A 19,865-nucleotide genomic window follows, 5' to 3' on the forward strand; every position below is an offset into this window, starting at 1 on the left:
AACAGTGATTGCATAGCCTAAGAAACTTTTCTGCCATTTAACGGCATTTAAATTGGAAACCTATGCAGATGACGCCTGAGACTATGGCACTAATGAGTGTACAAGGTCGAGTCTTAACCCGCCATGCGAGCCAACGTCATGGGTATTTAGTGTTGCAATATTACTTGGCAACCGAGCAAGGCCCTGTGCTGGTAGAAGTGCAAGATGCTGAATATCTATGTTTTTGCCATCAAATGGATGTGGCTGCATTGCAGTTGCAGACGCCGGGCCAAGCCCTACGATTTGTCCCGTTAGCCCTTAAAAGCTTCAAAGGTGCGGCCGTTGCGGGGATTTATGCAAAATCAAGTAGCACTATGCGGACACTACAGCGGATTGCGAAGGACGCCGACATTCCCTTATTTGAGGCCGATATTCGTCCCGAACAACGATTTTTAATTGAGCGTTTTGTAGCTCTTGATGTGGCCTTTTTAGGGCATTATCGCCCATCTGATGATAGTCATGCGTCGGTTTCTGGCACTATTCCTGTGTTTGTTGCCCAGCGGGCTAGGAGCATTGTGCCGCAAACATCGATCCACTTACGCACTGTATCGCTGGATTTTGAGTGCAGTTTCGAAGGCCTACTCTATTCTGTGGCTTTGTATGGCAGAGATGATAATGATCAAGTCTACGAAAAAGTGATTATGGTGGGGGAGCCTGAGTCGAACGCGCCTAGTTATATCGAATGGGTAAAGGATGAGCCCGAGCTTATTCATCACTTAATTGCTTGGTTTGCAGCTTATGATCCGGATTTCATCATAGGTTGGTCGGTGGTGACTTTTGACTTAGCCTTGTTATTTCGCCGGGCACAATTGCACCGCATTCCACTTCGAATTGGACGCGGTGGTACTTTACTCGAATGGAAGGTTGACAATAAATTCCGCCCAGAAACCTTAAGTTTACCGGGCCGCGTGGTGCTCGATGGCATAGATTGGCTTAAGGCGGCCTTTTATCATTTTGAGCGATTTTCTCTTGAATTTGTCGCCCAAGCGCTTTTAGGTGAAGGTAAAGCGATTCATAACGTCGATAACCGTGTGCAAGAAATTGATGCCCTTTTTGCCAGTGATAAGCGAGGGCTAGCACACTATAATCTAACCGATAGCCGCCTCGTTTGGGATATTTTTCACCATACACAGTTATGGGATTTTGCCCTTGCAAGGGCTGAACTGACGGGTTTAGAGCTTGGCCGCGTCGGTGCTTCGGTCGCTGCATTTAATCATTTGTACTTACCCCATTTACATAGAGCGGGCTATGTTGCGCCAGATACGCCAGCGAGTCAGGGGATAGAGAGTCCTGGCGGTTATGTGATGGACTCTGTTCCTGGCTTATATCAGCATATTTTAGTTTTTGATTTTAAAAGCTTATATCCCTCGATAATTCGCACTTTCCTGATTGATCCTAAAGGATTGATCGAAGGGTTACAGTTGCCCGAGTCAGAGTGTGTCCTTGGGTTTCTTGGGGGACGATTTAGCCGCCAACAGCCTATTTTACCTAAACTCATCCAAAATCTTTCTGAGCAGCGTGAAAAAGCCAAGCGCGAATCAAATGCGCCTTTATCCCAAGCGATTAAAATTATTATGAATTCGCTTTATGGCGTTTTAGGTTCCCAAGGATGTGTGTTCCATGATGCCAAATTGGCAAGCTCGATCACTATGCGCGGCCATCAAATCATGAAGCAAACGCGGGCTTGGATTGAAGAGATGGGATATCAGGTGATTTATGGTGATACCGACTCGACCTTTGTATGGTTAGGTACAGATCCTGAGCTTATGGATGTTGCTCAGTTAGGTAAGACCATGGCTGCACAAATTAATGCTAAATGGCAGATTAAAATTCAACAGGAGTTCCAAGTCGAGAGTTTTCTTGAATTGCAATTTGAACGGCATTATGAGCAATTTTTTATGCCGACATTGCGAGGTTCACTAGAGGGCAGTAAGAAACGCTATGTTGGCGCTTGGCGAAATGGCCAAGATGAGCTTGAGATCACCTTTAAGGGAATGGAACAAGTACGAAGTGATTGGAGTCCTCTTGCGCGAAACGTTCAGGCTGAATTGTATGATCGCATGTTTAATCAACGGGATATTAGTGGTTATCTCACATCGGTTATTGATGAACTCTTAGCCGGAAGGCGTGATGATGAGTTAATATTTAGTAAACGGATGCGGCGTAATTTGGAGGAATATACCGCGAAAGCATCTCCACATGTCAAAGTGGCGAAACAACTATGCGACCTAACAGGAAAGGTTTCATTTGGCAAGAGAGGTGCGCAGATTGATTATGTGATCACAGTCAATGGTCCGGAACCTGTACTGTACAGAACGTCTGTAATTGACTATCAATATTACATTGATAAGCAAATTGGTCCTATCGCCGAGCCTGTGTTTTCAATAATGAAACTAAACTACATGGATATTGCATCGAAACAACTAATGTTAATATAGTGTTTCTATTGTTTTTCACCTGTTGATTATACTGGTTGTTATAGCGTTTTAACCTGTATTATAGAGGTTAACTGGTTTATTTTTGTGATGTTAGTCGACATATTCTTTAGGTTTCGCTTTGAGAGCTCGTTGAAAGTTTGCTACTCTCAGGGGGAAATTGTAAGGAAATATAACAACGGAATGACGTTGATAGAACATAAACGAAAAAGGTTAAGCACCAAATGAACAAAACGTTAGTAGCAACTGCGTTAGCAGCAATATTCCTCGCTCCAACAGTCTCGGCAATTGAGATCTATAAAGACGATAAAAATGCCGTTGAAATCGGTGGATTTATTGATGTGCGCGTAATCAATACGCAAGGGGAAACTGAAGTTGTTAATGGTGCTTCTCGCATTAATTTTGGTTTTAGCCGTGAACTTACCCACGGCTGGAATGCATTTGCCAAATTAGAATGGGGTGTTAACCCCGTTGGTAGCAGTGACATCGTTTACAACAATCGTTTTGAATCTGTTCAAGATGAGTTCTTTTACAACCGCCTCGGTTATGCTGGTATATCCAATGACAAATACGGAACTATTAGCATTGGTAAGCAATGGGGTGCTTGGTACGATGTGGTATATAACACTAACTATGGTTTTGTATGGGATGGTAACGCCGCTGGTGTTTACACATTTAACAAAGATGATGGTGCGGTTAACGGTGTAGGCCGTGGTGATAAACTGGTTCAATATCGCAATGCATTTGGTGATGTGAGCTTTGCGGTTCAAGCCCAACTGAAAAACAGTAGTTTTTATACCTGTGATATTGAAGATATTACCGAAGAAGCTTGTGAGGCTCGTTGGAACCAAGGTGAAGCTGATGCACAGCAAGTGACTTACAACTATACCTATGGTGGGGCTATTACCTACCAAGCAACGGATATGTTGAGTCTAATGGCAGGTATTAACCGTGGTGAATTTGATATTGATTACGGTAACGGTGCTCAAAAGACCGCAGTCGACTTGATCTATGGCGTGGGTATTACTTGGGGGAATTTTGACAATAACGGTTTCTATGCTGCTGCTAACGTAAACAAGCAAGAAAATCACGATACCGATAATATTGGTCGATTAATTAAAGATGCTTATGGTATTGAAACATTAGTATCTTACAAGTTTGACAATGGCCTACGTCCATTTGTGTCTTACAACCTGTTGGATGCGGGTAAGGATTATGTGATTCAACCTAACTTTAACGCCGATCCTAATGATGTCTTCAAACGTCAATTTGTGGTTGCTGGGTTGCATTTTGTCTGGGATCCGAACACGGTTCTTTATGTCGAAGCGCGTAAAGACTTCAGTGATTTCACGAGTGCGAATAAAGAGCAAGAAACCAGAATGTCGCTTTCAGAAGATGATGGTATCGCAATCGGTATTCGCTACACTTTGTAAGATGTAAAGTAAGCTAAACAGCGTAAACTATTATTTTTATTGCCCAATGCCAGTCAGCAATGACTGGCATTTTTGTTTTTGGGGTAGCACCTCAGTTAGGGACGCTATAATGTTAATCGCATTAGCTAACAGCTTTATCACCTTTAAGTTTTGCAATCCAAGATGTGCAGGTTCCGAGATATTGTTTTCTTTAAACTTGAGATAAGTCTACTTACGCTCCTCTGGCTTTGCGTCAATAGGTACTTAAGTATGGCTCATAATTGTTTTAAGGGAGGAAAAGAAGAGTGGCTGTTTAAAAGGTGAACTGTTATCGAATTGTCTTATAGTCCTAGTATGCCGAAATTTACATTTAGACGCAGTCCTCAATGAGCATAATTTTTTGAGAGTAGGAGACTAATTTTTGTTAGATCAAGGGCATAAATCTTAGTGACTTTATCTTCACACCTAAGCGTACTTCTTACTCTGTGTGATTTCAAATCTATGTAATATACTGATTTTAAAATAATTTTTGTGTTTTTTATATTTGGTTATGCATTACTATTGTAATTCTGTGGTTGTATTTGTTGATTTTATGTTTCCCATGTGTTTTTATTGTGTCGCCTATACGTGGCTTTGTGGCGCATTTGGTGCCTAAAGGTTGCTCAGAGTAAAAAATAATAAATAACAAATATCCAGGGAGATAGACAATGCATAAGAATAGCTTATTGGCTAAGTCAGTACGTTTTGCGTTGATTAGTGGTGTTACTGCCGCAACGTTAAGCGTACCTTTTGCTTTTGCTGCCGAAGAAGATGGCGCAAAAGTTGAGCGTATTGAAGTTACTGGTTCACGCATCAAACGTAGTGATCTAGAAGGAGCTTCACCTATAACCACAATCACAACAGAAGATATGAAAGTTGAAGGTAACTTTACAGTTGCGGACGCACTCCGTAACAGTAACTTAAACTCCTTCGGTTCATTCTCTGAGCGTTCTGGTAGCTCTGCACAATCACAAGCTACTATCGATTTACGTGGTGCTGGTTCTGCACGTACTCTAGTGCTGATCGATGGCAAACGTTTCCCTGGTTCTCCTACTCTTGGTGGAGCATCTGCTAACTTGAACGCCATTCCAATGGCGGCCGTTGAACGCATTGAAATTTTGACGGATGGTGCATCATCAACCTACGGTTCAGATGCGATTGCGGGTGTAGTTAACATCATCATGAAGAAAAACTATCAAGGCATTGAGTTCAATGTCGGCGGTGGTTCACGTGAGCGTGATGGCGGCTTAACAAGCAAAGAATTCTCTGTCGTTGCTGGTTATCAGATGGATAAGGGTAACGTCACGTTTGCCTTTGATCATCAGGACCGTAAGGGTATCTCTGACGGTGACCGTGATTACACTGCAGCAAGCATGACTGACTTGAACGGTGATGGTGTTATTCAATTTGAGGAAACAATTGGTTGGAGCCAATATGGCGCCACAGTTCGTAGCCCAGATAAAAAAACGAAACTAGCATCACCACTCTGTGATGACTTAGAAGCAAAATATGGTTCAGATGTATTCCAAACCATTAAAGCAGACAACGTATCAGGTCCTGGTCATACCTATTGTGGTTACGCATATGCAAACGTTGCTTATAACAAAGCTTCTGTAGACCGCAATACAGTTTATGTTGATGCTAACTATGAACTTGCCGAAGATTTAGAATGGTTCGGCCGTGTTATGTTTACTCAAAATAACTCATTTGGCCGTTATGCTCCTCCAGCAGCACCTTGGTCGAATATGTCGGCTGATAACCCACACAACCCATTTGGTGAAGATGGTGCGACAGGGTATTTCCGCTGGGTAGATATTGGTACTCGTGATGGAAACGTTGACGATTATAACCAAGATTATTTGACTGGTTTACGTGGCACCATTAGCGCGTTAAATGATGCAACTTGGGAAGTCTATTACCACCACAATATTGCAGATAATAAATCTATTGGTGAGTATTATCTCAGCTATTCTGGCTTAGCATACAATGAAGCCAATGGTATTGATCTCGGTTCTGAAGCCGGTGTTAATAACATGAAGGCGACAACACTAACGCAGGACAGTGCCACATTCCAACAATGGAACGCTGGTATAGGTTTCGATGCATTTGAATTGCCAGGTGGTGCAGTTGCTCATTACTTTGGTATGGAATATTTCGAACAAGATTATTCTTCTGTTTATGATGCACAATCCGAAGCTGGTTTAGTCGGTGGTAGTGCTGGTAACTCTGCTGGTGGTGATCGTCAAGTTTGGGCTGCATTCTATGAAGCAGTATTACCAATTACTGATACTATTGAGTTAAACCTTGCTGCTCGTTATGACGATTATAGTGATTTTGGTAATAACGTTGCGCCAAAAGCAGCTATTCGTTGGCAAGCGCTTGAGAACTTAGTTGTCCGTGCATCATATTCTGAGGCTTTCCGTGCTCCAGCCTTAGACCAACTGTATGCTGCGACAACATTCAGTGCAGAAAGTGGTACCGATTATCCATATTGCGAATCAAATGGCATTAGCGAAACTGCTTGTTTGGAAACGCAGTATGATACATTTATTACTGCAAACAAAGACTTAGGTCCTGAAACATCTGATTATATCAATTTAGGTGTGGCTTGGGATGTTGTTGATAACTTTAGTGTTAAGGTGGATTACTTCGATCTAAATATCGATGATGTAATTAGCCAGCGTAGCATTACTAACGTTATGGAAGGTATTGCTTCTGGTTCTTTGACGGCAAACGATACTTTCTATGTATTACGTGCACCAGGTACCGGTGGCGCTCTAGGCCAAGCGTATGAAATTGGTACAGGTTATGGTAACGGTGATAAATTAGAAATCGAAGGTATAGATGTTACATTAAACGGTAACTTAGAGACTAGCTTTGGTGATTTCTCTTTAAGCTGGACTAACAGCTTTATCCTGAGTTATATAGAGGAAGTCGAAGGCGGTTCTGCAGCAATTGATACCGCTGGATGGAATGGTCAACCTGATTATAAGTCTGTATTTACTACAGTTTATAAAATTGGTAACAATTCTCTATCATGGAACATGAACTACACTGATTCTACATATGAAGATAAAGAGTCTGGTAGTTTGGATTCATGGTTAATTCATAACATCAGCTACAGCTATGATTTCGGTAACTATGGTTCAGTTTTACTCGGTGTTAATAACTTAACCGATGAAGATCCTGTCTTAGACTCTTCTGGTGCTTATACTAACCCTGACTTGTATAACAACTATGGCCGTGAGTATCGCGCTAGTTATACTTTGAAGTTCTAATTCTAGATATTAGAATTTATATAAGGCCAGCAAATACGCTGGCCTTTTTCTTTATTAATCAATAGTAACTAAATTGGGGGGAGCATGAAGCAACATTGGAGTGAATATTGGAAACAAGGACATTTAACTTCTTTTGGAGCTGATTTTAATGGAAATTATGCAGGGATATTACGGAATGTCTGGTTGCCTATTTTGGATGGGCTAAAACCTGGTTTTGAAGTTCTAGATGTTGCGACAGGTAATGGGGCAATACCGTTGCTAATTGGAGAGTATTTAGGACCGTCTAATATAAATGGGCGGGTTAGAGGTATTGATTATGCTGAAATACAGACCGCTACTATTGAAAAAAACTATCAGATAGAGATTGATTTGATTGGCGGTGTAAACTGCGAGTCAATTCCATTTGAAGAACAAGTAGATTTAGTGACATCTCAGTTTGGTATTGAGTATTCAAATTTGACTGAATCATTAATACAAATCTCTAATATTCTAAAAAATGGCGGGCGTATTTCACTTGTATGTCACCATTCAGATTCAGTGATTATCGTTCGTAACAAGCGTATATTAGCGATTGTTCAAAATAGCTTAGTTGGTGAGCTTATTGATAACTTGTTTTCACTAGTCGAAGCCATGGGAGATATTTTGAATAAGTCAGATTTGCAACGATTGCAAGAAGATACTGTTTGCGAAAGGTTGCGTATGAAAATCAATCATCTAATAGGTGAACTTGTTGCGATTGATCAGTCAGCATTACAAGACGCTGAGATTTTGAATTATGTAATGACGTTCTTTAAAAAGGGTATGTTTTGGTCGGTAAAAGATAAAAAGAATTACCTTAAATTTGTTCAGCAGCAGATCAATGATCTAGGATTGAGACTTGCGGAGCTAATTAACGCAGCATTAGATGTTCCTAAACTTGCAGACATGCTAACACTACTGAGTAGTGTAGGAGTAAAGCTCTCTTCAATTTCAACACTAAAAACAGATGATAATCAAATAATCGCTTGGCACTTAGTGTTCGATAAACAAGTTAATTAACTGTTAATTAGTGCTTTATACATGACTTGGAAAGCCAGATTAATACTCAAAATGTACATATAGTAACCCTCAGCGCTTGGTTCGTCTCGAAACACCCATTTCTGTGACTTTTCATTCACGTCAATTGTTGACACAGGTCAACATTTTGTGAAATGATGCCAGCGGGTCTATGCCTGTAAAGGCATAGGAAAGGGAAGAAAAAACTAAGAATCACAAGAGAAAGACGAACTTACAGTATTTATGGCCTGAAGCAGTTGTTGCTAAGGGGTATGTTGCTGGTAAGTTAAACCTTTTTATTCACTTCAAATTGGTTGGGAACTATGTCCAAGGTAAGCAATAGAACAAAAATCGCTACTGCACTTGTTGGCGTGCTGGCATTAGCGAGCAGCAACTTAGTAGTTGCAGATCCTCTTACCGACGTGCAAAAAGCGGATAGTTTGATCCACGCTGATGCCGCTGCGTCGCAAAAGAATGTTGATAAGTATTTCGATCAAGCACAAGACATGCTTTTTGAGTATGGCTCTGTTGCCGATGAACGCGAGTCACTGAAGTCGTATAACGATTATGTTGCTAGCTTAGTTGCTGATCAACAAAAGACAATGGACTCTGTTCAAGACGATATTAATGGCGTTGATAAATTACGTCAGGGCGTCGTGCCTTTAATGTTTAAAATGGTTGAGTCTTTAGAGCAATTCGTTCAATTAGACTTACCATTTAACTCTGAAGTACGTGCAAACCGTGTTAAAGAGTTAAAGAATCTTTTAAACACTGCTGAAGTAACTCTAGCTGAAAAATACCGCTTGATCCTTGATGCATATAGCATCGAGCGTGAATATGGTAGTGCTGTTGCAGTAAACCAAGGCAAATTAAACCTAGATGGTAAAGAAGTATTAGTTGACTTCTTCAACCTAGGTCGCGTTGCGCTTTATGCACAGAGTCTAGATCAAAAGACTGGCTGGATGTATAACTCTCAAACTCAAGCTTGGGACAAGTTAGATGACAGCTACCTGCGTGAACTGACAAAAGGTATCCGCATTGCCCGTAAACAAGGCGCTCTAGATCTATTCGCGTTACCAATTCCTGCTGCGGAGACTGCACAATAATGAAGAAGTTAATTACTACAGCTGTATTAGCTGCAAGTTTCTCTTTAACTGCTGGTATGGTAAGTGCTGCTGATGCACCTAAGACCATTGACCAACTATTGCAGCAAGTTAAAGTTGATCGTGCTGCTGAAGGCAAAGTTAATAGCAAGCGTGAGCAAGAATTCCAAGCAGAACGTGGTGATAAAGCTGCACTGTTAAAACGCGAGAAAGACGCTCTAGCTGCTGAAAAACAACGTGGTAAAGATCTGAACCAAGCGTTCTTAGATAACGAGCGTAAGATTGCTCAGTTAGAAGAAGATCTGAAAACTGCTCAAGGTGACTTGGGTGAAATGTTTGGTGTGGTTAAAGGTGAAGCCGGTGATTTCGCTGGTAAACTGTCTAGTTCAAACATCAGTGCCCAGTATCCAAATCGCGATAAGTTTGTTGCTGATTTAGGTGCGCGTAAGCAATTGCCTAAAATTGAAGAGTTAGAACAATTCTGGCAAGAGCAGCTATTTGAAATGGCGCAATCTGGCAAAGTTGTTAAATTCGAAGGTTCCGTCACTGGTATCGATGGTAGTGTTAAGACAACGACTATTCACCGTATTGGTGCTTACAACTTAACTGCTGATGGTAAATATGTTGTTTTCAACCCTGAGTTAGGTCTAATTCAAGAGTTATCACAACAACCAGAAGGCTATCAAGTTAGCGCTGTTGGTAAGTGGGAGCAAACAACTTCAGGTGCAGCACCATTCTATATTGACCCTGCACGTGGCGTATTGTTAAACATCTTCACTAACAAAGCGAGCTTTGAAGACCGTCTAGAAGCCGGTGGTACTATCGGTTACATCATTATTGCTCTGTTAGTATTAGGTCTGTTGATCTCTATTGAACGTCTAGTCACTATGACCATCATCGGTGCTCGTGTTAATAGCCAACGTAAGAATATTGATAATCCAGGTAACAACGCATTAGGCCGTATCCTGAAAGTGTATCAAGAGAATAAAGACGTTGATGTAGAAACATTAGAACTGAAACTTGACGAAGCGATTCTAAAAGAAACTCCAGCGTTAGAGTCTCGCATTTCAATCATCAAAGTTCTGGCAGCTATCGCACCTATGATGGGTCTGTTAGGTACTGTAACGGGTATGATTGCAACCTTCCAAAGTATCCAATTGTTCGGTACTGGCGATCCAAAACTGATGGCTGGCGGTATTTCCATGGCGCTGATCACGACGGTTCAAGGTCTGGTTGCTGCACTGCCTCTGATGCTAATGCATGCAGTTGTTGTTGCTCGTAGCAAGTCAATTGTACAAGTTCTGGAAGAGCAAAGTGCTGGTATCATCGCCGCGCATGCTGAGAAGAGGGCTGACTAATGATGCTATACCTGATGGACATTTGGGATTCCGTCAGGGGCTTCATGGCCTCCGGAGGCGACGTCCTCTGGTTAGTTGCGGCCGTACTGTTCTTAATGTGGGTATTAATGCTTGAACGCTACTGGTATCTAAATTGGGTATCTCCAAAGCAACATCAAGCAATCATAACTGCATGGGATGCAAGAGAGGAAACAACCTCTTGGTACGCACACCGTATCCGTGAAGCTTGGCTGTCCCAAGCTAAACAAGATTTGAATGCACGTATGCTGATTATTAAAACCTTAGTAGCGATTTGTCCTATGATCGGTTTGTTAGGTACCGTAACCGGTATGATTTCAGTGTTCGATGTGATGGCAGTTCAGGGGACGAGTAATGCTCGTTTGATGGCGGCTGGTATTTCAATGGCAACAATGCCCACAATGGCGGGAATGGTTGCTGCATTATCGGGAGTATTTTTCAGTACTCGCCTTGATGCAAAAATGAAAATCAGTTTAGAAAAGCTAAAAGACAGCATGCCGCACCACTAGAGAGAGATTGAACATGGCACGTAAAAAGCATTCCAGTGTAGATGAGGAAGCGCAAATTGACATGACCCCGATGCTCGACATCGTGTTCATTATGTTGATCTTCTTCATTGTAACAACGTCATTCGTGAAACCATCTGGTTTGGACTATAACAAACCAAAAGCTTCACAAGCGACTTCAAAGCCTTCGGCTAACATCTTTATCGGCGTCAGCAAAACTGGCGTGATCATGATGGAAAACCGTCAGGTTGATATCGAACGTGTAACTGCAAACGTTGAGCGTATGCTAGCTGAAGCCCCAGAAGCAGCTGTGCTTATTCAGGCAGACAAAGATACGCAACACGGCTTAGTAGTTAAAGTACTAGACCAAGTCAAAGCGGCTGGTATAGATAAGATTTCGGTATCTGCGGGGAACGATTAATATGCTAAGAGCACTAGTATCAATCATTATTGGTGCTGCTGTGACTTTTGGTCTGTTCGCTTTTATGGCGTTCTTGGTCGGTGGAGGTGCGCAACGCGCAGATACATCGTCCGAGACCCCTGTAATTGAAATCACTATGGATAGACAGGATTCAAAAGCACAGAATAAGCCAAGGGTAGTGCCTAAACCGCCACCACCACCAGAACAGCCTCAGAAACCTGATGCTACGCCACCGGACACATCGTCTAATATTGATACGTCTATGTCGTTCAATATGGGGGGCGTTGAAGCGGGTGGTCCGAGTACTGGTTTCAAATTGGGTAATATGATGACTCGCGACGGTGATGCGACACCTATCGTTCGTATTGAGCCTCAATACCCAATAGCCGCAGCTCGTGATGGTAAAGAAGGTTGGGTGCAATTGCGCTTTACGATTAATGAATTAGGGGGCGTTGATGATGTTGAAGTTATCCAAGCCGAGCCTAAGCGTTTATTCGATAAAGAAGCGATTCGCGCACTGAAAAAGTGGAAATATAAGCCAAAGATTGTTGACGGCAAGCCACTGAAACAACCCGGTATGACAGTGCAACTTGACTTCACCTTAGATAAAGGAGGCAACTAACGATGCGTAATGCTAATAAAATCGCAGCTTTATTATTGCTTTCTCTTTGTGGCGGTTTTTCTGTTTCATCTGCCGTAGCAGCTGAAAAGTGTGAAATTGATAAACGCCAATCTAAAGCTGTAGGTGAGGGCGCTGCGAAGAAAGTTCAGAAGTCTTTCGAAGCTTATACTAATGGCCAACTCGATGAAGCCATTGCTATTTTGCTAGAAGCAAACGCTAAGAACGATTTCGATAAAGCCTATGTAGCACGTATGCTAGGTAACTTTTATGCCGAAAAAGGCAAGATGGATACCGCGATCAAATACCTGAAACAAGCCGTTGAGGCGGATATTTTAGGTGGAACCGATCATGCAGCGACTATGCGTCTTTATGCTGATTTGCTGCTACAAGAGAAGAAGTTTAAGGAAGCTATTCCTTATTACTATAAGTGGATGGACTTCACTTGTAAGGCTGACTCTCAAATGTATCGCCGTATCGGTATTGCATACTCAGAGCTGAAGCAGTGGGATAAAGTGATTGAAGTGGCCGATAAGGGTCTTTCTCTTGCTGAAACTCCTGATAAAGGTTTGTATCAGATGAAGCTAACGTCTTACTTCAATCAGAAGAAGTATAAAAAGGCCGTTGGTGTGTTAGAAGTCATGGTGCCTTTATTCCCGGATGATGGCAGATTATGGGTTCAGTTAGCACAGTTTTATCTGATGGTAGAAGACTATGATAAGTCTCTTGCAACCTACGATTTAGCTTACAGAAATGGTTTCCTTGAGAGTGCGGGTAACATTACTCGTTTAGCACAGCTGATGGCGCAAAAAGGTGCACCATACAAAGCCGCTAAAATCTATCAGAAACACATGAAGTCAGGTTTGATCGCTGAAGATGCAAAAACGCTTGAAATTTTAGCGGGTTTCTACCAAAACGCGAAAGAGTTTAAAGAAGCCGCTGAGTTTTATGGTAAAGCTGCAGCTATTAGCAATGATGGCAAGCTTTATCTGAAACAAGGCCGCTTACTGAACTTAAATGAACAATATACAGCAGCGATCCCTGTGCTTGAAAAGGCAATTTCGCTCGGTATTGAACATCCAGGTGAGGCAAACTTTGAGTTGGCTTTGGCTCATTTAAGTTTGAAACAGTACAAGTCTGCTTATAATCGTGCAGTGTTAGCTGCCAAAGATAAGAAGACTGAGAAGAGTGCAAACAGCTATATCTCTTATATTAAAGAGAAAGCACGTATGCATAACGTCACACTGTAACCTATAGCCTGTATTAACAGCGTTCGAAAAGCCCCTAAATAGGGGCTTTTTTATTGTAGCCTTATCAACGCTTGGGACTGCTGCAGATTCTTCTCTAACTCCAAGGATAATTTCGATACGTTTGTAAATAGGGTTTCAATTCTCTGCTCTTGTGTTGGTAAGCATATACAAGCTGCGAGTTTATAGTCGATTTTTAACTTGTGATTTTTACCAAAATCTTGATTAAACGCATGTATATGTTGCTCAATTCTCTCCAGTACGACCTCAGTACCTTCTTCATCAATATTAAACAAACCTAAGGCAAAATGGTTATGATCTAGCCTAGCAATCATATCCGTTGCTCTCAGTAAGGCTTCTTGTACTTGTTTAGTGAAGAATTCGAGTAAATGGGGTTGTTTGACTGTTTCATGAATGTGGGGGCACAGATACAATAGTGCCAAGCTTTGGTGTTCTCTCATATGACGATGCCATTCTCGGTTAAACACTTCCATGAAATAAGTTTGATTGTAGACCCCTGTTTCTGGATCCCTAAAACCCGAGTTGCGAAATGAGTAGATCATAGATTAACTCCGTTAGCAGACTTTTTATTAAGTATAGGAACTGTTCCGCTATCACGGATCCAAAAGGAGAAATATAAAAATGAAGTTGAGTTTATTGGCGGGAACAATAGCGTTACTGTTGACGGTGCAAGGTTGTTCAAAACCTGAGGTGGCCCTAGCTGAACAAACTAGTTCAGTGAATATCACTACCCCACTGGATAATGAGCAGACGGCTGAGCAGCGTTATGTTGCCCTTGTCGATGCCTATTTTAAAGATTATCTAAGACTCGAACCTATTTACGCGACTTTTGTTGGTGTTAACGACTATAACGCCCAATTTGGTGGTGATTTGACCGAAGAGTATCTTAAGGCGCGTCACGAGCTGAATACTCGCTACTTAGCTCAAGTAAAGGCGATTGATGTTGCACAATTGCCCGCTGATTTGCAATTAAGCTATGCACTATTTGTCTACGATCGTGATATGGCGCTTGTGGATGAAACATACCCATCACGCTTTATGCCGATTAGCCAGTTCTACAGCACAGTGATTACTATGGTGCAACTTGGCAGCGGTGAAAGTGCACAACCTTTTAATACTGTTCAAGATTATCGTAATTGGGAACAAAGGGTCGAGGGGTTCATCAAATGGATCCAACTGGCGCAAAACCGCATGAATGAGGGGATTGAGAGCAAAGTCGTACTACCAAGAGTGCTAGTGGAACGCATTATTCCGCAGCTCGACGCCATGCTAACAACGGACGCAACCCAAAGTATTTTCTACTCGCCAATACAGCATTTTCCTGAAAGCTTTTCTGAGCAGGATAAATCCACGTTAAGTGCGGCCTACCAAGTAATGATTAGTGAGCGTCTTGTGCCCGCATTAACTGGGCTTAGGGATTATTTCAAACAAATCTATTTACCTAAGGCCCGTGCGACTGATGGCTGGTCAGGTTTACCGAATGGAAAAGCTTGGTATCAACACCTCGCAAATTCACATACTACGACTGCGATGCCAGTGGATGAAATCCATCAAATTGGTTTAAGCGAAGTGGCACGGATCCTTTCTGAAATGGATAAAGTGCGTGAACAAGTGGGTTTCAAGGGGGATTTAAAAGCGTTTTTTGCCTCGTTATCTTCCGAGCTACAGTACTTCTATACAGACCGTCAAGGTTTAATCGATGGCTATATGGTGCTTAAAGATAAAATTAACCAAGTATTGCCACAGTATTTTAATGTCATGCCTAAGGCCGATTATGTGGTTAAACCCGTAGAAAGCTTTAGGGAGCAATCGGCGGCCGGTGCATCCTATGAATCTCCTGCGGTCGATGGTAGTCGTCCAGGGGTGTTTTATATCAATACCTATAATTTAAAAGCGCAACCTAAATGGGGCATGACGACGCTATCTTTGCACGAGGCTGCGCCGGGGCATCATTTCCAAATTGCGATTAAGCAAGAGCTAACAGGTGTGCCTGAGTTCCAGCGCTTCAGTGGTTATACCGCCTTTGAAGAAGGTTGGGCACTTTATGCGGAATACCTTGGTATCGAGATGGGCTTGTTTAGCGATCCTTATCAGTATTTTGGTAAGCTCTCCGATGAAATGCTGCGGGCAATGCGCTTAGTTGTGGATACTGGACTGCATGCTAAAGGGTGGAGCCGTGAACAGGCGATTCAATATATGAAGGACAACTCGCCCATGGCCGAATCTGATATTGTGGCCGAAGTTGAACGTTATATGGCAATCCCAGGTCAAGCCTTGTCTTATAAAGTGGGGCAGTTGAAAATTCTGGCACTGCGTGCCCGCGCCGAAAAGGCTTTGGGTGATAAGTTTGATTTAAAGGCATTCCACGATCAGATCTTAACCTCAGGCTCATTACCCATGGCCGTTATGGAGCAGAAAATTGACCGCTGGATAGCGCTGAACCAAGCATAAGCTGCTCACACTACTGTTATTTATGCTGAAAGTGAGTGACGGTCTTTTTAGTTCTTTTTAATTAAACAGAATGTTTTTATACTGAACATTCGTATCCCGTTTTGAGTCATATGACGGGAACTACGTGATATTTGGGGCAAATGTCTCATGATCTTCAACGGAGTTTTATTATGGTACAGGCAACAGCAAGACATTTGTTAGTCAGCAGCGAAGAGCAGTGCCAAGCGCTCAAGCAGCAAATTTTAGACGGTGCGGATTTTGCTCACCTTGCCCGTTCACATTCTTCTTGTCCATCGGGGGCTCAAGGTGGTGAACTCGGCTCATTTGGCCCAGGTATGATGGTACGTGAGTTTGATGAAGTGGTATTCAGTGCGCCATTAAATGAAGTCCAAGGTCCAGTGAAAACTCAATTTGGTTATCATTTGCTTGAAGTGACCAGTCGCGGCTAATTGTTGAGCTGCAGATAAAACGGCGGCTTATGCTGCCGTTTTTTTATAGGTCCTTACCACGGAGTCGCTATGTTAGAACTCTATACAGATAGATTAAAACTCAGAAGCTTACAAGAGAGTGATTGGGAGCATTTTTATATGCTGCATAGCGATCCACAAATTAATCAATATGTCCGCATCCCCGAATCAGAAGAGGTGATCCGCGCTAAATTCCAACAGCGTTCAGATACTTGGTTTTACGGCTCTGGTGAATGGCTCACCTTAGCCATTGAGACGCTTGATACTGGCATCTTTGTTGGGCTGACGGGGCTTTATTGCCAAAGTATGGAGGCGCAACGTGCAGAAGTGGGCTATTTGCTCGCTAAAGAAGTACATGGGAAAGGGTATGCGACTGAAAGTCTGCAGGCTGTGATTGACTGGGCCAGCTTGAGTTTTAACGTGCATAAATTTGTTGCCCATTGTACCCAAGATAATAATGCTTCGGCACGTGTGCTTGAGAAATGTGGTTTCAAGCTTGAAGGAGTACTCAGGCAGGAATTTAAGATAGGTGAGCAATGGTTTGACGATTGCGCCTATGGTTTACTGACCGCTGAAAGGCAAAGATAATTGAAATTTCTGCATCGCAGAGGACATGCTGCTATAATGCCGCAGGTTTATTTTTAGAGGCGTGTTTAAGTGACGCAAATTAATCAGTTAGCTTTGCATTCCGGTGATGATTTCATTGAGTTGTACAAAGTATTAAAAGTGCAGGGCATGACAAATGCGGGTGGTGAAGCCAAGCATTTTATCGACGAAGGCCTAGTCACAGTCAATGGTGAAGTGGAAACGCGTAAGCGTAAAAAGATCGTAGCGGGTGATATCGTCAGTTTTAACGGTGAATCTGTTCAAATCATTGCGGCTGAATAAGCCTGATCCAGTGGAGAAAGATATGCAATTTCCTGATGATGATAATGGCAAGATGCTGGCTGCAATGGCAGAAGCTGGCATTGACTTAACCAAAGCTTTAGATGTTGATTTCTTTTTAGTTTTTGATGACCAACGTGATGCTGAATCCGCATTAGAAGAACTGGCGAATTCTGATTTAGACGGTGAACTTGAGCTTAATCTGAACGATGAACTGGGTAAGTGGGAAATTATTGCATGCATCAATATGGTGCCTGACTACGATGATTTAGTTGAGCAGGAGACTATGCTCAACGAATTTGCCGCAGAGTTTGGGGGCATGACCGATGGTTGGGGGGTAATGCAACACCAAGAAGGCGATGATGAGTTTATGGACGATGATGATCATGGGCATGTCCATGATGAGCATTGCCAGCACTGAGCCAATGGGTCTACCCTTAAGTAATAAAAACCACCGTTAGGTGGTTTTTTATTGCGGTCTAATCAGCCTTTTATGCCATGGCTGTTGGGTTTAGGGTATGGGTATAAGCTCTTTGTATTTTGACAACACTTTTTACGGTAGTCGTTAATGGCAATGGGTCAATGACGATAGGGCGCAAAGATCTCCAACAACCAGTCAATAAAGGCTTGTACTTTGAGTGGCATACTCGGGGATTTTGGGGTGAGCAAATAATAGGCATACGGGCTGATAAAGTCAGCATCGAAGGGGATCACTAAACTGCCGTTTGCGAGTTGCTCTTCAATAAAAAAACGTGGGATGAGTGCCGCACCCATCCCACTGGCCGCGGCTTGACTCAGCATATAAAAATGTTCAACACCAAAGGTTTGTGCTTGGGTGAGCTTAAGCCCGACTTTTTCTGCCCAATACTCCCACAACTCAGGTCTGGTGGTGTGCTTAAGTAGAGTGACGCTATTAATATCTTCAATACACTGAAGCCTAGGTGCCAGAGAGGGGGCACAGACAAGGCATAAATCCTCATCCATCAGTTTGATATAGTTGACCCCTTTGGGAATGACAGTGCTGCTACGAATGGCGATATCGTAACGGCCTTGGCTAAAATCCACGGCAAAATCCCCAATGGAGAGATCCACATACAAGTATGGGTGGCGGGATTTAAACTGCTCCATTCTTGGGATTAACCAGTTGATGGTTAAGCTTGGTAGCACGTTGATGGCTAAGGTTTGCGGCTTAGAAGGCTGACGACGTAAGTCACTCGTGGCACTGGAAAGGGTTTGCAGCGCAGCTTGAACATGGGGTAAATAGCGCTTAGCTTCATCGGTTAAACCGACTTTTTTATGTAAACGCACAAAGAGCGCAAAACCTAAATAATCCTCTAATACTCTGATCTGTTTGCTGATCGCGCCATGGGTGACATGCAACTCCTTGCTGGCGAGTGTCATACTTTGCAATCTCGCGGCTGCCTCGAAGGCTCGAAGGGTATTGAGTGGTGGTAAATCGGGAAACATAGCGATATCCAAGCTACTGATTTAGGCCAAAAATGATGGTTTAGTGTGAATTTATCTCACGCTATGGGGACAATAACTCCTTTGCGTTTATAAGGCAAACACAGTCTAATGCACTGCAATGGCTCCCATTTACCTAAAAAGAATCATAAATCATGCTCGAGTTTGACCTCACTCTACAAATTGCTGCGTTACTTTTTGCCGTCGCTATGGTGGCGGGATTTATCGACTCCATCGCCGGTGGTGGTGGCTTACTAACGATACCTGCCTTAATGTGGGCGGGTTTACCGCCGGCGGTAGCCTTAGGAACAAATAAACTCCAAGCCTGTGGCGGCAGTTTTTTTGCGAGCCTGTATTTTGTGCGTAAAGGACTCGTTGATCTTAAGTCTGTGAAATTGTCGCTCTTTTGCGCGTTTATCGGCGCAGCATTGGGCACTATTCTCGTTCAGTTGGTTGATACTAAAGTGCTGGAGTTGATGTTGCCCTTTTTGATTTTAGCCATTGGTTGTTATTTCTTATTTTCGAAAAAGATTTCTGAAGACGATAAACATCAAGTGCTGACACCGACTGCGTTTGCGTTCACCGCGGCTTTAGGCGTGGGCTTGTACGATGGTTTTTTTGGCCCCGGTACGGGCAGCTTTTTTGCGCTGGCCTTTGTATCCCTCGCGGGCTTTGGTCTCGCAAAAGCCACGGCTCACGCCAAACTACTTAATTTCTCAACCAATATTGCCTCATTGATTTTCTTCGCCTTGGGCGGCAAAGTGATTTGGTTATTGGGATTGGTGATGTTAGCTGGGCAAGCGATTGGCGCAACCTTAGGCTCACGTCTGGTTGTCACTAAAGGCACTAAGATTATCAAGCCGTTAGTCGTGACTATGTCCCTTGCCATGAGTTTTAAACTGTTGGTGAATCAATACCAGCTATTTTGATCGGTCGAGTCAATTTGGGGGATTCCCATCATACTTGGATGGAAATCCCCCAGCGTGTTTCTAATTCATTCACTCCTCTCGCTTTGGCTATACACTGTAAGGTTTTTTGCATAGTATAACCTGTCATTTCTAATGCAC

18 protein-coding genes are annotated in these 19,865 nt (G+C 42.7%); 16 read left to right on the forward strand and 2 right to left on the reverse strand.

The annotated features are described in order from the left end of the window. The first annotated feature begins 62 nt into the window (after positions 1-62). The 10 genes from SOHN41_RS07360 (at position 63) to SOHN41_RS07405 (ending at position 13,513) form a co-directional block, all read left to right on the forward strand. Complete coding sequence (locus SOHN41_RS07360; protein WP_007647212.1) at positions 63-2,477, forward strand: DNA polymerase II; 2,415 nt, start codon at positions 63-65, stop codon at positions 2,475-2,477. 221 nt (positions 2,478-2,698) lie between these two features. Continuing rightward, positions 2,699-3,907 carry a porin gene (locus tag SOHN41_RS07365; protein ID WP_007647216.1) on the forward strand — a complete coding sequence of 403 codons (1,209 nt, stop codon included), beginning with the start codon at positions 2,699-2,701 and terminating at the stop codon, positions 3,905-3,907. Positions 3,908-4,593: 686 nt separating this feature from the next. Next, the gene (locus SOHN41_RS07370; RefSeq protein WP_007647218.1) at positions 4,594-7,203 is read left to right on the forward strand and encodes a TonB-dependent receptor; all 2,610 of its coding nucleotides are present in this window, start codon (positions 4,594-4,596) and stop codon (positions 7,201-7,203) included. A gap of 84 nt (positions 7,204-7,287) precedes the next feature. Continuing rightward, positions 7,288-8,241 (forward strand): class I SAM-dependent methyltransferase, encoded by a 954-nt coding sequence (locus tag SOHN41_RS07375; protein WP_007647220.1) that lies wholly within the window; start codon positions 7,288-7,290, stop codon positions 8,239-8,241. A 320-nt stretch (positions 8,242-8,561) separates the two neighbouring features. Next, complete coding sequence (locus SOHN41_RS07380) at positions 8,562-9,344, forward strand: DUF3450 domain-containing protein (protein ID WP_007647225.1); 783 nt, start codon at positions 8,562-8,564, stop codon at positions 9,342-9,344. Continuing rightward, the gene (locus SOHN41_RS07385; RefSeq protein WP_007647227.1) at positions 9,344-10,699 is read left to right on the forward strand and encodes a MotA/TolQ/ExbB proton channel family protein; all 1,356 of its coding nucleotides are present in this window, start codon (positions 9,344-9,346) and stop codon (positions 10,697-10,699) included. Before SOHN41_RS07380 ends, SOHN41_RS07385 begins: the two co-directional genes overlap by 1 nt. Beyond that, positions 10,699-11,226 (forward strand): MotA/TolQ/ExbB proton channel family protein, encoded by a 528-nt coding sequence (locus tag SOHN41_RS07390; protein ID WP_083820757.1) that lies wholly within the window; start codon positions 10,699-10,701, stop codon positions 11,224-11,226. Before SOHN41_RS07385 ends, SOHN41_RS07390 begins: the two co-directional genes overlap by 1 nt. Before the next feature lie 13 nt (positions 11,227-11,239). Continuing rightward, positions 11,240-11,644 (forward strand): ExbD/TolR family protein, encoded by a 405-nt coding sequence (locus tag SOHN41_RS07395; RefSeq protein WP_011623215.1) that lies wholly within the window; start codon positions 11,240-11,242, stop codon positions 11,642-11,644. Between the two features lies 1 nt (position 11,645). Further along, complete coding sequence (locus SOHN41_RS07400) at positions 11,646-12,266, forward strand: energy transducer TonB (RefSeq protein ID WP_007647232.1); 621 nt, start codon at positions 11,646-11,648, stop codon at positions 12,264-12,266. Positions 12,267-12,268: 2 nt separating this feature from the next. Continuing rightward, complete coding sequence (locus SOHN41_RS07405; protein ID WP_007647234.1) at positions 12,269-13,513, forward strand: tetratricopeptide repeat protein; 1,245 nt, start codon at positions 12,269-12,271, stop codon at positions 13,511-13,513. 50 nt (positions 13,514-13,563) lie between these two features. Here the strand turns inward: SOHN41_RS07405 and SOHN41_RS07410 are convergent, their stop codons facing one another. Continuing rightward, positions 13,564-14,073, reverse strand: coding sequence for a diguanylate cyclase domain-containing protein (locus SOHN41_RS07410; protein ID WP_007647236.1), 510 nt, complete (start codon positions 14,071-14,073; stop codon positions 13,564-13,566). A gap of 79 nt (positions 14,074-14,152) precedes the next feature. Here SOHN41_RS07410 and SOHN41_RS07415 point away from each other — a divergent pair, with 79 nt between their 5' ends. The 5 genes from SOHN41_RS07415 to SOHN41_RS07435 all read left to right on the forward strand — a co-directional run bounded on the left by SOHN41_RS07415 (position 14,153) and on the right by SOHN41_RS07435 (position 17,755). Then, a complete protein-coding gene (locus SOHN41_RS07415) occupies positions 14,153-15,982 on the forward strand; it encodes a DUF885 domain-containing protein (protein WP_007647242.1) in 1,830 nt (609 codons plus the stop codon). 170 nt (positions 15,983-16,152) lie between these two features. Then, on the forward strand, positions 16,153-16,431 hold the full coding sequence (locus SOHN41_RS07420) for a peptidylprolyl isomerase (protein ID WP_007647245.1): 279 nt from the start codon (positions 16,153-16,155) through the stop codon (positions 16,429-16,431). A 69-nt stretch (positions 16,432-16,500) separates the two neighbouring features. After that, positions 16,501-17,037 (forward strand): GNAT family N-acetyltransferase, encoded by a 537-nt coding sequence (locus tag SOHN41_RS07425; RefSeq protein WP_007647247.1) that lies wholly within the window; start codon positions 16,501-16,503, stop codon positions 17,035-17,037. A 69-nt stretch (positions 17,038-17,106) separates the two neighbouring features. Next, on the forward strand, positions 17,107-17,337 hold the full coding sequence (locus SOHN41_RS07430) for an RNA-binding S4 domain-containing protein (RefSeq protein WP_007647252.1): 231 nt from the start codon (positions 17,107-17,109) through the stop codon (positions 17,335-17,337). 22 nt (positions 17,338-17,359) lie between these two features. Continuing rightward, positions 17,360-17,755 carry a ribonuclease E inhibitor RraB gene (locus SOHN41_RS07435; protein ID WP_007647266.1) on the forward strand — a complete coding sequence of 132 codons (396 nt, stop codon included), beginning with the start codon at positions 17,360-17,362 and terminating at the stop codon, positions 17,753-17,755. A 158-nt stretch (positions 17,756-17,913) separates the two neighbouring features. Here SOHN41_RS07435 and SOHN41_RS07440 read toward each other — a convergent pair whose 3' ends face one another. Beyond that, entirely contained in the window at positions 17,914-18,801 is an 888-nt protein-coding gene (locus SOHN41_RS07440; protein ID WP_007647267.1) for a LysR family transcriptional regulator, read from the reverse strand. Between the two features lie 152 nt (positions 18,802-18,953). On the opposite strand from SOHN41_RS07440, the gene SOHN41_RS07445 reads away from it, so the two are divergent. Further along, entirely contained in the window at positions 18,954-19,727 is a 774-nt protein-coding gene (locus SOHN41_RS07445) for a TSUP family transporter (protein ID WP_007647268.1), read from the forward strand. Positions 19,728-19,865: the final 138 nt, after the last annotated feature.

Source organism: Shewanella sp. HN-41, from assembly GCF_000217915.1.
Classification (GTDB): Bacteria; Pseudomonadota; Gammaproteobacteria; order Enterobacterales; family Shewanellaceae; genus Shewanella.